This window comes from Janthinobacterium glycogeni (genome assembly GCF_051380725.1).
Classification (GTDB): domain Bacteria; phylum Pseudomonadota; class Gammaproteobacteria; order Burkholderiales; family Burkholderiaceae_D; genus Janthinobacterium.
Window position 1 is genome coordinate 218,724 of sequence record NZ_JBNYXP010000004.1, and the last position, 14,622, is coordinate 233,345.

11 protein-coding genes are annotated in these 14,622 nt (G+C 62.7%); 7 read left to right on the top strand and 4 right to left on the bottom strand.

What is annotated here, in order from left to right; all coding sequences use genetic code 11:
* Positions 1–190 precede the first annotated feature (190 nt).
* The 3 genes from xsc (ACQ4W4_RS11905) (at position 191) to ACQ4W4_RS11915 (ending at position 4,005) form a co-directional block, all read left to right on the top strand.
* Entirely contained in the window at positions 191–2,005 is a 1,815-nt protein-coding gene (gene xsc / locus ACQ4W4_RS11905) for a sulfoacetaldehyde acetyltransferase (RefSeq protein ID WP_436542182.1), read from the top strand.
* A 235-nt stretch (positions 2,006–2,240) separates the two neighbouring features.
* Entirely contained in the window at positions 2,241–3,242 is a 1,002-nt protein-coding gene (gene pta, locus ACQ4W4_RS11910) for a phosphate acetyltransferase (RefSeq protein WP_436542183.1), read from the top strand.
* A gap of 1 nt (position 3,243) precedes the next feature.
* The gene (locus ACQ4W4_RS11915) at positions 3,244–4,005 is read left to right on the top strand and encodes a TSUP family transporter (RefSeq protein WP_436542184.1); all 762 of its coding nucleotides are present in this window, start codon (positions 3,244–3,246) and stop codon (positions 4,003–4,005) included.
* Here ACQ4W4_RS11915 and ACQ4W4_RS11920 read toward each other — a convergent pair.
* Entirely contained in the window at positions 4,002–5,399 is a 1,398-nt protein-coding gene (locus ACQ4W4_RS11920) for an RtcB family protein (RefSeq protein ID WP_436542185.1), read from the bottom strand. The two genes, ACQ4W4_RS11915 and ACQ4W4_RS11920, sit on opposite strands and share 4 nt — an antisense overlap.
* A 436-nt stretch (positions 5,400–5,835) precedes the next feature.
* On the opposite strand from ACQ4W4_RS11920, the gene ACQ4W4_RS11925 reads away from it, so the two are divergent.
* The 3 genes from ACQ4W4_RS11925 (at position 5,836) to ACQ4W4_RS11935 (ending at position 8,794) form a co-directional block, all read left to right on the top strand.
* Positions 5,836–6,723, top strand: coding sequence for an RNA ligase family protein (locus tag ACQ4W4_RS11925; RefSeq protein WP_436542186.1), 888 nt, complete (start codon positions 5,836–5,838; stop codon positions 6,721–6,723).
* The gene (locus tag ACQ4W4_RS11930) at positions 6,720–7,862 is read left to right on the top strand and encodes an AAA family ATPase (protein ID WP_436542187.1); all 1,143 of its coding nucleotides are present in this window, start codon (positions 6,720–6,722) and stop codon (positions 7,860–7,862) included. The genes ACQ4W4_RS11925 and ACQ4W4_RS11930 overlap by 4 nt, the downstream gene beginning before the upstream one ends.
* 242 nt (positions 7,863–8,104) lie before the next feature.
* Positions 8,105–8,794, top strand: a complete 690-nt coding sequence (locus ACQ4W4_RS11935; protein WP_436542188.1) for a choice-of-anchor E domain-containing protein — start codon at positions 8,105–8,107, stop codon at positions 8,792–8,794.
* On the opposite strand, the gene ACQ4W4_RS11940 is transcribed toward ACQ4W4_RS11935, so the two are convergent.
* The 3 genes from ACQ4W4_RS11940 to ACQ4W4_RS11950 are packed head-to-tail and all read right to left on the bottom strand — an operon-like array spanning position 8,795 to position 12,377.
* On the bottom strand, positions 8,795–10,528 hold the full coding sequence (locus ACQ4W4_RS11940) for a cobaltochelatase CobT-related protein (RefSeq protein ID WP_436542189.1): 1,734 nt from the start codon (positions 10,526–10,528) through the stop codon (positions 8,795–8,797).
* Positions 10,525–11,499 (bottom strand): AAA family ATPase, encoded by a 975-nt coding sequence (locus ACQ4W4_RS11945; RefSeq protein WP_436542190.1) that lies wholly within the window; start codon positions 11,497–11,499, stop codon positions 10,525–10,527. The genes ACQ4W4_RS11940 and ACQ4W4_RS11945 overlap by 4 nt, the downstream gene beginning before the upstream one ends.
* Positions 11,500–11,540: 41 nt before the next feature.
* The gene (locus tag ACQ4W4_RS11950; RefSeq protein ID WP_369811606.1) at positions 11,541–12,377 is read right to left on the bottom strand and encodes an IclR family transcriptional regulator; all 837 of its coding nucleotides are present in this window, start codon (positions 12,375–12,377) and stop codon (positions 11,541–11,543) included.
* A 225-nt stretch (positions 12,378–12,602) separates the two neighbouring features.
* Here ACQ4W4_RS11950 and xsc (ACQ4W4_RS11955) point away from each other — a divergent pair, with 225 nt between their 5' ends.
* Complete coding sequence (xsc, locus tag ACQ4W4_RS11955; RefSeq protein ID WP_436542352.1) at positions 12,603–14,411, top strand: sulfoacetaldehyde acetyltransferase; 1,809 nt, start codon at positions 12,603–12,605, stop codon at positions 14,409–14,411.
* Positions 14,412–14,622: the final 211 nt, after the last annotated feature.

Sequence of the window (14,622 nt, forward strand, 5' to 3'; positions counted from 1 at the left end):
TTGCGGATAGCCCGCCATTGTTGTTTCAGCAGTGGGTCAAAGTCACGGATTCCGGATTCAGGAATGAAACAGTCCGATTTTTCATGAATTTTCATTGACAGCGCATTTCGCAACCGTTAAATTGAACACGTATTTCAAATATCGGAACAAAATATACCGATTTTTCATAAAACCGTAAGGAGACTGAGCCATGACCGATTTGTCCGACCAAAAAGCCGCCGCCGCTGCCATTCCAGTGGGCCCGCAAAAGATGACGCCTTCCGAAGCGTTCGTGGAAACCCTGGCCGCCAATGGCGTGACCGACATGTTCGGCATCATGGGCTCGGCCTTCATGGACCCGATGGATATTTTCGCCCCGGCCGGCATCCGCTTGATTCCCGTCGTGCACGAGCAGGGCGCCGGCCACATGGCCGACGGCTATGCCCGCGTCTCGGGCCGCCATGGCGTCGTCATCGGCCAGAACGGCCCCGGCATCAGCAATTGCGTCACGGCGATTGCCGCCGCCTACTGGGCGCACACCCCGGTCGTGATCATCACGCCGGAAACGGGCACGATGAGCATGGGCCTGGGCGGCTTCCAGGAAGCGAACCAACTGCCGATGTTCGAGGAGTTCACGAAGTACCAGGGGCACGTGACGAATCCCGCCCGCATGGCGGAATTCACGGGCCGCTGCTTTGACCGCGCCATGTCGGAGATGGGCCCGACGCAACTGAACATTCCGCGTGACTATTTCTATGGCGAGATCAAGGCGGAAATTCCAAAGCCGAACCGCCTGGACCGTGGCGCCGGCGGCGAGCAAAGCCTCAACGATGCGGCCGAACTGCTGGCCAAGGCCAAGTTCCCCGTGATTATCTCGGGCGGCGGCGTGGTCATGGGCGAAGCGATCGAGGAATGCAAGGCCCTGGCCGAGCGCCTCGGTGCCCCCGTCGTCAACAGCTATCTGCATAACGACTCCTTCCCCGCCAGCCACCCGCTGTGGTGCGGCCCGCTCGGCTACCAGGGGTCGAAGGCGGCCATGAAACTGATCGCCCAGGCCGACGTCGTCGTTGCCCTCGGTTCGCGCCTGGGACCGTTCGGCACCTTGCCGCAGCACGGCATGGATTACTGGCCGAAGAACGCCAAGATCATCCAGATCGACGCGGACAACAAGATGCTGGGCCTCGTGAAAAAGATTTCGGTGGGCATTTGCGGCGACGCCAAGGCGGCCGCGAAAGCGATTATTGCCCGCCTCGATGGCAAGACGCTGGACTGCGACGCCACGCGCGAAGCACGCTATGCCACCGTGCAGGCCGAGAAGGCCGCGTGGGAAGAGGAGTTGACCAACTGGACCCATGAAAAGGATGCGTACAGCCTGGACATGATCGAGGAGCAGAAGAAAGAGCCGGGCAACTACCTGCACCCGCGCCAGGTCTTGCGCGAGCTGGAAAAAGCCATGCCGGAAGACGTGATGGTGTCGACCGACATCGGCAACATCAATTCGGTGGCCAACAGCTATCTGCGCTTTGAAAAGCCGCGCAGCTTCTTTGCGGCGATGAGCTTTGGCAATTGCGGCTATGCGTTCCCGACCATCATCGGCGCGAAAGTGGCGGCGCCGCATCGTCCGGCCGTGTCGTATGCGGGCGACGGCGCCTGGGGCATGAGCTTGATGGAAACGATGACCTGCGTGCGCCACAATATTCCCGTTACCGCCGTGGTGTTCCACAACCGCCAGTGGGGCGCGGAAAAGAAAAACCAGGTGGATTTCTACAACCGCCGCTTCGTGGCCGGAGAACTCGACAACCAGAGCTTTGCGGAAATCGCGCGGGCCATGGGCGCCGAAGGCATCACGGTCGACAAGCTGGAAGACGTGGGTCCGGCCCTGAAAAAGGCCATCGACATGCAGATGAATGAAGGCAAGACCACCATCATCGAAATCATGTGCACGCGCGAGCTGGGCGACCCCTTCCGCCGCGATGCGCTGAGTAAACCAATTCGTCATCTGGATAAATATAAAGACTATGTTTGAGTTGCTGGTGTTGTTGGATTACGCCCTTTGGGCTAATCCCACCTACCCAACCTACGCAACCTACGCAATTGACGCGTGGTGCTGGCGTAGGTCGGATTAGCCGGGCGAAAGCCCGGCGTAATCCGACATCACCCTGACCGATCCTTGTATGACCCCGGCTTGCCGGGTTTTATGTGCCGGAGCCATCTTTATGCTTGCGTGGTTCCGGCACTTTTTTTACCGAACTGGAGTACCCATGAAAGCCCTGCACCGCATCATCGCCCAAGCCCGCGCCGTGCCGAAAAACATCGTCCTGTGCGAGGGCGGCGATGTGCGCGTGCTGCAGGCGGCAGCGCGGGCGGCCAGCGAAGGGCTGGCGCATATCACCCTCGTCGGCAAGCCGGCCGCCATCCTGGCCCTGGCGCACGAGCACGGGCTGAACCTCGATGCCGTGCGCCTGGTCGACCCGGCCACGTCCGACGAGTCGGAACACTATGCCCAGCAATTGTTTGTGCTGCGCCAGGCCAAGGGCATGACGGTGGAGCAGGCGCGCATCGCCGTGCAGGATCCCTTGTGCTACGCCAACCTGATGGTGCGACTGGGCGACGCCGACGGTTGCGTGGCGGGGGCCGTGCACACGACGGCCGACGTGGTGCGCAGCGCCATCCAGATCATCGGCGTCGACCCGGCCTTCAAGCTCGTGTCGAGCTTTTTCCTGATGATGCTGTGCGAACCATTTCACAGCCTCAAGGGCGGCTTCATCTTTTCCGACTGCGCCCTGGTCGTGGACCCGAAGGCCGAGGAACTGGCCGACATCGCCATGGCCGCCGCCGACAGCGCGCAAGCCTTGCTGATGGAAGAGCCGCGCGTGGCCATGCTGTCGTTTTCCACCAGCGGCAGCGCCCACCATGCGGCCGTCGACAAGGTGCATGCGGCCACGGACCGGGTCAAGGCCCAGCGTCCGCTGCTGGCCATCGATGGCGACGTGCAGCTCGATGCGGCCATCGTGGCCGAGATTTCTCAGCGCAAGGTCAAGGATTCCGTGGTGAATGGACGCGCGAATGTGCTGGTGTTTCCGAACCTGGACGCGGGCAATATCGGCTACAAGCTGGCCGAACGCATGGGCGGCGCCGTCGCCATCGGCCCCTTGCTGCAAGGCTTGAACAAGCCCGCCAACGATTTGTCGCGCGGCTGCAGCGCCGACGATGTGTATAACGTGATTGCGGTGACGGCCGTGCAGGCCCAGGGTGGGCGCTGAGTTGTTCAGCTTGCCCGTGCTGGCGCTGCTGGGCGTGGTGGCCGCCGGCACGTATTTCCAGACCGTCACGGGCTTTGGCCTGGGCATGATCGTCATGGGCGTGGCCAGCGGTCTGGGCCTGGCGCCCGTGCCCGCGCTGGCGGCCCTCGTCAGTTTATTGTCCCTGGCCAATTGCCTCGTGGCCTTGCCGGGCGCCTTGCACCACCTGGACTGGCGCGCCATCCGTGCGGCCAGCATCGGCTTGCTGCCAGCCATGGCGGCCGGCGTGTTGCTGTTGGGATACCTGGACCAGGCGTATGCGCCCTTGCTGAAGCTGCTGCTGGGCGCGGCCATCGTGTATGGCGGCGTCAGCATTTTGCTGCAGGCGCCGCCCGGTCCCGGCGCAGCCGACAGGCGCAGCTTCTTCATCAGCGGCGTGTGCGGCGGCCTGTTCTCGGGCCTGTTTTCGCTGGCCGGCCCGCCCCTCGTGTACCAGTTTTATCGTCAGGAAATGAGCCTGACCACCATCCGCTACAGCCTGATCTTCCTGTTCGCCATCAGCGCGGGCGGACGCTCGCTGATGGCGGGCAGCCAGGGCCAGCTCGATGCGAAAGTCTTGCTGCTGTGCGCGCTGGCCCTGCCAGTCGGCGTGCTTGCCACCATGGCCGGCAAGCGCTACCCGCCGCCGATCGCCCAGCGCGGCATGCGCCGCATCGCGTTTGCCGTGCTGACCGCCATCGGCATTTCGCTGATGGCGGCGGCCGTGCCGCAGCTGCAGGCCTAGGCCTTGAACGTCAACAAGGGTTTCAGTCGGGCCACCGATTGCAGCAAGCCCGCTTCCTCCTGCGCGGCGATGACGGGACCGATCTTCTTGTAGGCCATCGGCGCTTCCTCGACGCGGCGTTCCTCGCGCAGGGTCACGCACTGGAACGCCATCTCGTCGCCGCCCACCGTGGGCCGCATGGCGCGCATGGCCTGGCGGCGGATGCTGCGCCCCGCGCCATGCGAGCACGACCACAGCCAGTCGGGATTGCCCATGCCTGTCGCCACATAGGAATAATCGCCCATGGAGCCGGGGATCAGCGCCAGGTCGCCTGCGCGCGCCGGCGTGGCGCCCTTGCGGTGGATGTTCATGCCGTGTTCGCGCAAGATGACGTTGTGCGGCACGTCCACCACCAGACGGGACTGATCTTGGGCATACACTTGCGACAGGCTGTCGCGCACCAGTTCGGCCAATACCATGCGATTGACCCAGGCATAGCGCGAGGCCACGCCCATGGCGTCCATGTATTCGCCGGCCAGTTCGCCCGTCAAGCCGTACAGGCCAGACTGCGGGTGGCGCAGGCCTTTCGGCCATGCCTCTTTGGCGCGGTCCATCCAGCGGCTGCCGACGAAAAAGCCCACGTCGCGGCTGCCGCTGTGGATCATGACGACCACTTCGCCCGGCACCAGCCCGTGCCGGTACGCGGCGTGGCGGTCCATGACGGCGTCGACCAGCTGGATTTCCACGAAATGGTTGCCCGATCCCGTGGTGCCCAGGCTGGGGTCGCGTATCACTTCGCGCGTGCCCACCAGCGCTTCGGGCGCATGGCGCAAGCCGCCGCCCAGTTCGCGCAGGGCGATGCAATCGTCGAGCTCGCGCAACAGGCGTTCCTTGTCGACCCGTGGCCACAAGCCCTCATTGTGCAGGCTGTCGATGAAGGCTTCCGGCCCCACGTCGAACAGGGCGGCAAACGCCTTCGAGCGCAGCGGCACGTTGCGGCCGTCTTCCAGCAGCACATGTTTGAGCTTGGCGAGCAGTTGCGGCTTGCGCGCCTCGAACTGGGCCAGGCTCAAGCCGGTCGTGATCAGGCGCATGCCGCAGGCGATGTCCGTGCCGGGGATGGCGGGGATCACCATGTCGGGGCTGGTGGCGACGATGCTGCCCACGGGCGCAATGCTGCCAGGGTGGAAGTCGGGCGTGGCGCACGCCTTGCAGACATGGCCATCCTGGCCCGGTACGGCGACGGCGGCAAATTCCATCAACTGGCGCACGGCTTTTTCCTCGAGCGGAAAGTTGTGGGGCAGCAGCACGGACGCCTGGGCGTGCGGATTGCTGAGTGTATAAATGCCGTCGGCATAGGCGACAGCGATACCCTGGCGGCGCAGGGCTTTTTGTAATCTGGATAGGGGAAACACGATTCTGCTCCGGAAATAACGAATGCACGGCCATTTTGCAAGGGCCATGTTTGTTTTCCACGCAGCAGCGACAGGAAGTGCCGCCAGCTTAGCAAACTTCGTGCGGATTGCAAAGCGGGGGCATGCACAAGCGTGCGCACAATAGGCTGCGCCACTTGCAAAATAATCAAACAGCCTTTATATTCGCGGTTCTTTCTCGAACCTCTTCCTTATTGGAGCCAAAAGTGCCTCGCTACTTCGCCATCACCTGCTAACGCTGACGAAATGCTCTCTGCAGCATCGTTCGGCGCGTTGACGCCCCCGATTGCTGCGGCACTGTTTTTGCTCCCTCCGCACACGTATCCGAGACCCAGGTCTTGATCGTCCACGCCCGAACACGTCGTCAGCACCCCTGACCCTGTATGGACACGCCCCGGTGAACGCGGCGTGGGACGCTATGTTTTTACAATCTTTGCCCTTATTCAAATACCCGCGCACGCCGCACCTGGAAGGCTCGCGCCTGCAGGACGGCGATGACGGTTCCGACCAGATGCCGCTGAAAAAGCTGGCAGGCCGGTACGTCGTCATCGAGGAAAAAATCGATGGCGCCAACTCCGCCGTGTCATTCAGCGATGCGGGCGAGGTGCTGCTGCAATCGCGCGGCCATTACCTGGCGGGCGGCGGCAGCGAACGCCAGTTCAACCTGCTCAAACCGTGGGCCCATGCGCATGAACACGCCTTGCTGGGCTTGCTGGAAGACCAGTATGTGCTGTTTGGCGAATGGTCTTACAGCAAGCATTCCGTGTTTTACGACCGCTTGCCCCATTACTTCAACGAGTTCGACGTGTATTGCCGCCGCAGCCAGATGTTTTTGTCGACGGCGCGCCGCCACGCCATGCTGGCCGGCTCGCCCGTGCTGTCCGTGCCCGTGCTGTATGCGGGATTGATGCCGACTTCGCCCAAGCAGCTGTGGCAGCTGCTGCGCCATTCGCTGGCCAAGTCCCGATTGTGGCGCGACGCCTTCGAAGGCGTGGTGGCGCGCGAACGCCTGCCTTTGGACCTGTGCTGGAAGCAGACGGACAAGTCCGACCACGCGGAAGGCCTGTACCTGAAGGTGGAAGACGACGAGCAAGTGCTGGCCCGCTACAAGCTGGTGCGGCATGACTTTACGCAAACCATCCTCGACAGCGGTTCGCACCACAGCGCGCGGCCCTTGATCCCGAACCAGCTGGCCGACGGCGTCGACCTGTACGCGCCGCAGCCGCTGGTGACGTGGGAGAGCCTGGGCTTGCACACCTGCCAGTCGCTCGACGAACTGGCAGCATTCTCAAGGAGTACGAAATGATGAATTGGAAAACCCTGCAGCAACTGGTGCCGCCGGCGGGCCAGTCGCCCGATTTCAATGCCTGCCTGGCCGCCTTCCCGCAACTGGAACTGGCGAAGACGACGCCGCAAAACCCCGTCTACCACGCGGAAGGCGACGTGTGGACGCATACGATGATGGTGGTGGAAGCGCTGCTGGCCATGCCCGACTATCAGCAAGCCACGCGGGCGCAGCAGGAAATCGTGTTCCTCGCCGCCTTGCTGCACGACGTGGCCAAGTGCAGCACCACGGTGATCGACCCGGTGACAGGCGCCATCGGCCAGCCCGGCCACTCGCGCAAGGGCGCCCTCGATGCGCGCATCGCCCTGTGGGATTGCGACGTGCCGTTTGCCGTGCGCGAGGAAATCTGCCGCCTGATTAACGTCCATCAAGTGCCGTTCTTTGCGCTGGAAACGTCGCGGCGCGGCGTGACGCCGGAATTTACCGTGCGCGAACTGTCGTGGCAAGTCGATATCCGCCTGCTGGCCATGCTGGCAGAAGCCGATATCCGCGGCCGCGTCTGCCCCGATCCGCAGCGCATTTTGGATGCCATCGAGCTGTTCCGCGAACTGGCGCGCGAGGAAGGCTGCTATGGCCAGCGCAGGGTCTTCGTCGACGATCACACGCGCGTCAAATATTTTCGCGGCGCCGAGGCGCATCCCGACTACCCGCTGTTTCAGGAATCCGGTTCGCACGTGATCGTCATGTCGGGCTTGCCCGCATCGGGCAAGAATACCTGGGTGGACAAGCACCATCCGCGCCTGCCCGTCGTCTCGTTTGACGATGCGCGGATGGCCTTGGGCTTGAAGCACGGCAAGAACGAGGGGCAGGTGGGCGACTATGCGGAAGAGCGGGCGCGCGAACTGTTGCGCAAGGGTGAGCCGTTCGTGTGGAACGCCACCCATCTGTCCAAGCTGATGCGCGAAAAGACGCTCAACCTGCTCTATAAATACCATGCGCAGGTGGAACTCGTGTACCTGGAGCAGCCGCGCAAGGAATTACTGCGGCGCAACGGCCAGCGCGACACCTCGCTCAGCAACAAGAAACTGCAATCGATGCTGTGGAACTGGGAAATCCCGCTGCCGATGGAAGCGCATACCGTGCGTTACTGCGTCGATTGAGGCGCCAGCAAAGCTGCGGCGCTTCCTTCGTCCGCTTGTTTGATCGTTTCCTGAGAAATCAAAATAACAATACTTATTTTTAAAATTGCAACAAACTGAGTATATTGCGACTTTTTCATTTATTACAATGAATTGCCTGGATAGCGGTATTGCCGGGCTGCGGCGCGAGGGGTTTCCCTCGCGTTTCCCGTGTGAATCACTGCATGATCCACGTCCCCTCATTGAATGAACAGGAGTCATCGATGCACAAATCTCTCATCGCACTGGCCGCCGCCGTGCTAGGCCTTGGCGCCGCATCTTCCGCCCAGGCGGCCACCCAGACCATCAGCTTCAGTGCCGACCGTGCCCTGGGCGCTACCAATTGGTCAGACACCCTGGGACTGGGCAAGTTCGACAGCAGCCTGGGCACCTTGACGTCGATCAAGTTCCATCTGGAAGGGGGCGTGCAGGGCAGCGGCAAGGTGGAAAGCCTGGACGCCGGGGCTTCCGACGTGACCCTGAGCCTGGCCTCGTTGCTGACCTTGTACCGTCCCGACAACTCCACCCTGCTGGTGGCCAATCCGCTGTTCACGCAGACGTTCGCCCTGAGCGCCTTCGATGGCAGCATCGACTTCGCGGGAACGTCGGGCGCCAGCACGGGTCCCCGTTCGAGCACGGGGTCGAACAGCTACACGAGCGCCAGCGCCAGCGACTTTGCCCTGTTTTCCTCGGCGGGCGGCGGTTTGATTTACCTGGGCTTGAATGCCATCGGTTCCTCGACGGGCAGCGGCGCGGGCAATTTGTTGACGCAGTTCCAGACGGCCGCTTCCGGCCGCGTGGCCGTGACATATGAATACATCAGTGCCGTGCCGGAACCGGAAACCTATGTGATGTTGCTGACGGGGCTGGCGCTGGCCGGCGTGATGGCGCGCCGCCGCAAGCCCCGCGCCTGATCAGCGCCGGCCGCGCCCGCCGATCAGCTGGGCGATCTCGCTGAACAGCTCATTGTTCAGCGAGGCGGGCAGGGTGGTGGCCAGGCTGCGGCTGTAGTAGGCGCCCAGGTCCAGGCCCAGGCCCAGCCCGCAGATTTCCACGGCGCCCTGTGCTTCGCGGCGCGCCACCACCTGTTTCAGATGCTGCGCCAGGTAAAACTCGTCATTGGCCAAGTTCGTGGCCGTATCCATCGGGCAGCCGTCGGACACGACGAGCAGGATGCGCCGCCGTTCCGGGCGCGCCAGCATGCGCGTGCACGCCCAGTCCACGGCTTCGCCATCGACGCCTTCGCGGTACAGGTCCGCCTTCAGCAGGGCCGCGATGTCGGGGCGCGCGCGGCGCCAGCTCGTCTCGCCATCCTTGAAAACCATGTGCACGAGTTCGTTCAAGCGGCCCGGGTTGGCGGGCGAACGGGCGCGCATCCAGTCGCGTTTCACTCGTCCCCCATTCCAGGCGCCCGTCGTAAAGCCCAGCAATTCCGTGGCGATGCCCGCCTGGTCCAATGCGCGCAATAGAATATCGAGCAGCACGGCCACGGATTCCGCATGCGTCTTCATGGAGCCGGAGCAATCGACAAGAAAAGTGACGAGGCAATCGGCCTGCGGCAGGAATTGTTCCTTGCGGAACAGTCGGCGCTCCGACGGTGAGCTGATCAGCTGGGCCAGGCGGCGACCGTCGATATAACCCTCTTCTTCGCCGAACGACCAGCCGTCGCGCTGCGGCACGGCCAGCAATTGCGTGAAGCGCCGCGCCAGGCGTGCCGTGTTGATGCCCAGGCTGGCGATGCGACCATCCATGCGTTCGCGGTATTCCAGCAGCAGGGCGTGGCGCACCAGCTCGCCCGCTTTTTCTTCGCGGTCGTAGGTCGTGGAGTAAGTTTGATAGCCGCCCTGGCCATCGCTGAAGGCGCGGCTGTCGCCCAGCGGTGCGGCATCGGGAAGGTGGTCGTTGTCGCTGTCGAAATCGAGCAGCAGCTTGAACGCCGCCTGCGCCTTGGCGTCGCCTGCCTCATCCTGGCTGCCGTCGCGCGCCGCCTGCGCCTCTTTCAGCATGGCGTCGACGGCATGGGCGATGGCCAGCGCATGGCGCGCAAAGGCGGCCTGGTCGGCGCGTTGGCGGCGCAGTCCGGCCAGGTCGCCGCTCAATGCGGAGGACACGGACCAGCGTGTGGCTTCAATAAAATCTTCCGTCTTTTCCAGTACGGGCCGGGCCGTCAGGCGCGACCAGCACATCTGGAATACTGTGTACAACAGCAAGCCCGAAGCGCCCTCGGCCAGGCCGGAATCGTAGAACGCGTGCGACCACGCCGTAAAACGGTGGCGCAGGTTGGCGATGACGCCCGCATGTTGATCCGGCGCAAGCGTTTCCACCCTGAGCTGCTCCAGCAGTTCGAAGACGAGGCGCGCCACGGGTTCGACCGGACACAGGGACTTGTGCAAGGCGGCGTCCGTATGCAACAGCCGCAGTGCCACGCTGTCGGCCGCGCCGCGCAGCGAGGGTAAATCCTGCAGCGCCACATCGGCTTGCAGATGGGCCGCATGGATGGGCAGCGGACGGTGGCCGTCGTGCAGGCGCCGGCCCCGGTAGCGTATTGAGGGCGAAGCGCTGAGGGCGCGGATGGCGCCCGCGCACAGTTCATCTGTATCCTGCTGCGCGCGCGTGTAGGCGGCGGGCGCGGTCGCTTCGGTACTCATGGCGCCGTCGCCAGCAATTCCTCATTGAAACAGCGCTGGTAATACTCGGCCACCATGGGCCGTTCGGCCTCGTCGCATTTGTTGAGGAAGGACAGGCGGAAGGCCAGGGCCGGGTCGCGGAAGATCTGGCAATTTTCCGCCCAGGTAATCACCGTGCGCGGCGACATCAGACACGCCAGGTCGCCCGCCGCATAGCCGTGGCGCGTGAGGCTGGCCACGGCCACCATGCTGCTCGCCAACTGGCGGCCCGCCTCGTCGTTCATGGCGGGAACCCTGGCCAGCACGATCGCCGTTTCCTCGTCCTGCGGCAAATAGTTCAACGTGGCGACGATGTTCCAGCGGTCGATCTGCGCGTGATTGAGCACTTGCGTGCCGTGGTACATGCCGTTCAGGTTGCCCAGGCCCACCGTATTCGACGTGGCGAACAGGCGGAAGTGGGGGTGGGGCGTGATGACCCGGTTCTGGTCGAGCAGGGTGAACTTGCCGTCGCGCTCGAGGATGCGCTGGATGACGAACATCACGTCGGGACGGCCCGCGTCGTACTCGTCGAAGATCAGGGCCACGGGGCGTTGCAATGACCAGGGCACGATGCCTTCCTGGAATTCCGTCACCTGCTGCTGCTCGCGCAGCACGATGGCGTCCTTGCCGACCAGATCCAGGCGGCTGATGTGGCCGTCGAGGTTGACGCGCACGCAAGGCCAGTTCAGGCGCGCGGCCACCTGCTCGATGTGCGTGGACTTGCCCGTGCCGTGCAAGCCTTGCACCATCACGCGTCGGTTGTGGCTGAAGCCGGCGAGTATCGCCAGGGTCACGTCCTTGTTGAAACGGTAGGCGGGGTCGATGTCGGGCACGTGCGGGTCGCGCTCCGTGAAGACGGGCACGAGCAGGTCGCTGTCGATATGGAACAGGCTGCGCACGGATTGTAACGTTTGCGCTGCGGCGGCGGGGGGATGTTGGCGTGAATCTGGCACCTTGTTCTCCTGGTCTGGCCGCAGCATGGGTGCCGCAGCGGTTATGAATTACCTGCTTGCAATGCGTCGTCGTCCCCGCCCGTCGTCGGCATGGTTTCCGATTCGATGGCGGCCAGGGCTTGCGCGGCGCGTTGCAATGCTGGCAAGAAATGTAAAGCCTTGTCGTGCGTCAAACGGATGATGGGCGCCTGGATGGCCACGGCCAGGTTCGAGCGGCCGTTCGGGTTCGGCACCAGCACGGCCACGCACAGCAGGCCGGGCAGGAATTCCTCGTCGTCCAGCGCGTAGCCGTTGCGGCGCACCAGTTCCAGTTCGCGTTCCAGCTTGACGGGGTCCGTTTCCGTCTTGTCCGTAAAGCGCGTCAATTCCATGTGGCCCAGCAGGCGGCGCCGTTGCACGGGCGTCATTTGCGCCAGGAACAGCTTGCCGCTGGACGAGCAGTGGGCCGGCACGCGCGAACCCGGATGCAGGTAGAAGCGCAGCGGGGCCGCCGTTTCCACCCGGTCCAGGTACACCACTTCGCTGCCGCTGAAGGCCGTCAGGTTGCAGCTTTCGCCCACTTCCTCGACCAGCTGACGCAAGACCATGCGGCGGGCGCCATGGAACGTATTGTTAATCAAGAGGTTCGACGCCAGGCGGCGCAGGCGCACGCCCGTGCTGTAGTGGCGGCCATCGCTTTCGCGCTGCAGCACGCCCACGCTTTCCAGCTGTTGCAGCATGCGGTGCAAAGTGGGCTTCGGCAGCCCCGTTTCTTCCACCAGCGCTTGCAGCGACAGCAGCTGGTCTTTCTCGGCAATCACTTCCAGCAAGGCAAACAAACGCATCGTGGGCGTGTCGCCTTCCAGTTTTTCCGGCTCAAGTTTTGGGGATGAAATCATGTCCATGGTGGCCTCGGTTGGGTAGCAATGAGTGTTACTTCAGCATATTTCATTTTCGAACTCAAATTGTACCGTTTCCTCGAAATTCTGTTTGACTTTTGATTGCCGAACGCTTAAATTGAATTGTATATCAAATTTCGGAACAAAATATACCGTTTTTTGATAAATATATTGATAAATACGCTGCAGTTCATTACCACAGACCAGGAGACACCCATGAATGACATGACCGAGCAAAAAGCCGCCGCCGCAGCGGCCATTCCCACCGGCCCGCAAAAGATGACGCCTTCCGAAGCGTTCGTGGAAACCCTGGCCGCCAATGGCGTGACCGACATGTTCGGCATCATGGGCTCGGCCTTCATGGACCCGATGGATATCTTCGCCCCTGCCGGCATCCGCTTGATTCCCGTCGTGCACGAGCAGGGCGCCGGCCACATGGCCGACGGCTATGCGCGCGTCTCGGGCCGCCATGGCGTCGTCATCGGCCAGAACGGCCCCGGCATCAGCAATTGCGTGACAGCCATTGCCGCCGCCTACTGGGCGCACACCCCGGTCGTGATCATCACGCCGGAAACGGGCACGATGAGCATGGGCCTGGGCGGCTTCCAGGAAGCGAACCAGCTGCCGATGTTCGAGGAGTTCACGAAGTACCAGGGCCACGTGACGAATCCCGCCCGCATGGCGGAATTCACGGGCCGCTGCTTCGATCGCGCCATGTCGGAGATGGGCCCGACGCAACTGAACATCCCGCGTGACTATTTCTATGGCGAGATCAAGGCGGAAATTCCAAAGCCGAACCGCCTGGACCGTGGCGCCGGCGGCGAGCAAAGCCTCAACGATGCGGCCGAACTGCTGGCCAAGGCCAAGTTCCCCGTGATTATCTCGGGCGGCGGCGTGGTCATGGGCGAAGCGATCGAGGAATGCAAGGCCCTGGCCGAGCGCCTGGGCGCCCCCGTCGTCAACAGCTACCTGCACAACGACTCGTTTCCCGCCAGCCACCCGCTGTGGTGCGGTCCGCTCGGCTACCAGGGGTCCAAGGCGGCCATGAAACTGATCGCCCAGGCCGACGTCGTCGTCGCCCTCGGTTCGCGCCTGGGACCGTTCGGCACCTTGCCGCAGCACGGCATGGATTACTGGCCGAAGAACGCCAAGATCATCCAGATCGACGCGGACAACAAGATGCTGGGCCTGGTCAAAAAGATTTCGGTCGGCATCTGCGGCGACGCCAAGGCGGCCGCCAAAGCCATCCTGTCACGCCTGGACGGCAAGACCCTCGATTGCGACGCCACGCGCGACGCACGCTATGCCACCGTGCAAGCCGAGAAGGCCGCGTGGGAAGAGGAGCTGACCAACTGGACCCATGAAAAGGATGCGTACAGTCTGGACATGATCGAGGAACAGAAGAAGGAGCCGGGCAACTACCTGCACCCGCGCCAGGTCTTGCGCGAGCTGGAAAAAGCCATGCCGGAAGACGTGATGGTGTCGACCGACATCGGCAACATCAACTCGGTGGCCAACAGCTATCTGCGCTTTGAAAAGCCGCGCAGCTTTTTTGCGGCGATGAGCTTTGGCAATTGCGGCTATGCGTTCCCGACCATCATCGGCGCCAAGGTTGCCGCGCCGCACCGTCCGGCCGTGTCGTATGCAGGCGACGGCGCCTGGGGCATGAGCTTGATGGAAACGATGACCTGCGTGCGCCACAACATTCCCGTCACGGCCGTGGTATTCCACAACCGTCAGTGGGGCGCTGAAAAGAAAAACCAGGTCGATTTCTATAACCGCCGCTTCGTGGCCGGAGAACTCGACAACCAGAGCTTTGCGGAAATCGCGCGGGCCATGGGCGCCGAAGGCATTACTGTCGACAAGCTGGAAGACGTGGGGCCGGCCCTGAAAAAGGCGATTGACATGCAGATGAATGAAGGCAAGACGACTATCATCGAAATCATGTGCACGCGCGAACTGGGCGACCCCTTCCGCCGCGATGCGCTGAGTAAACCAATTCGTCACCTGGATAAATATAAAGACTATGTTTGATGTGATGGTGTTGTTGGATTACGCCCTGGCGGGCCTCGGCGGCCCCGCTAATCCGACCTACCCAATCTACGAGACTGTGTAGGTCGGATTAGCCGGGCCCCGGCCCGTCGTAATCCGACATGGCGTTGTGACCAAATTCTCACAGATTGTCACGAAAACATCATAATTTCATTAAAGAATACAAGGCGTCCCGTTTTTTGAATTATTTGAT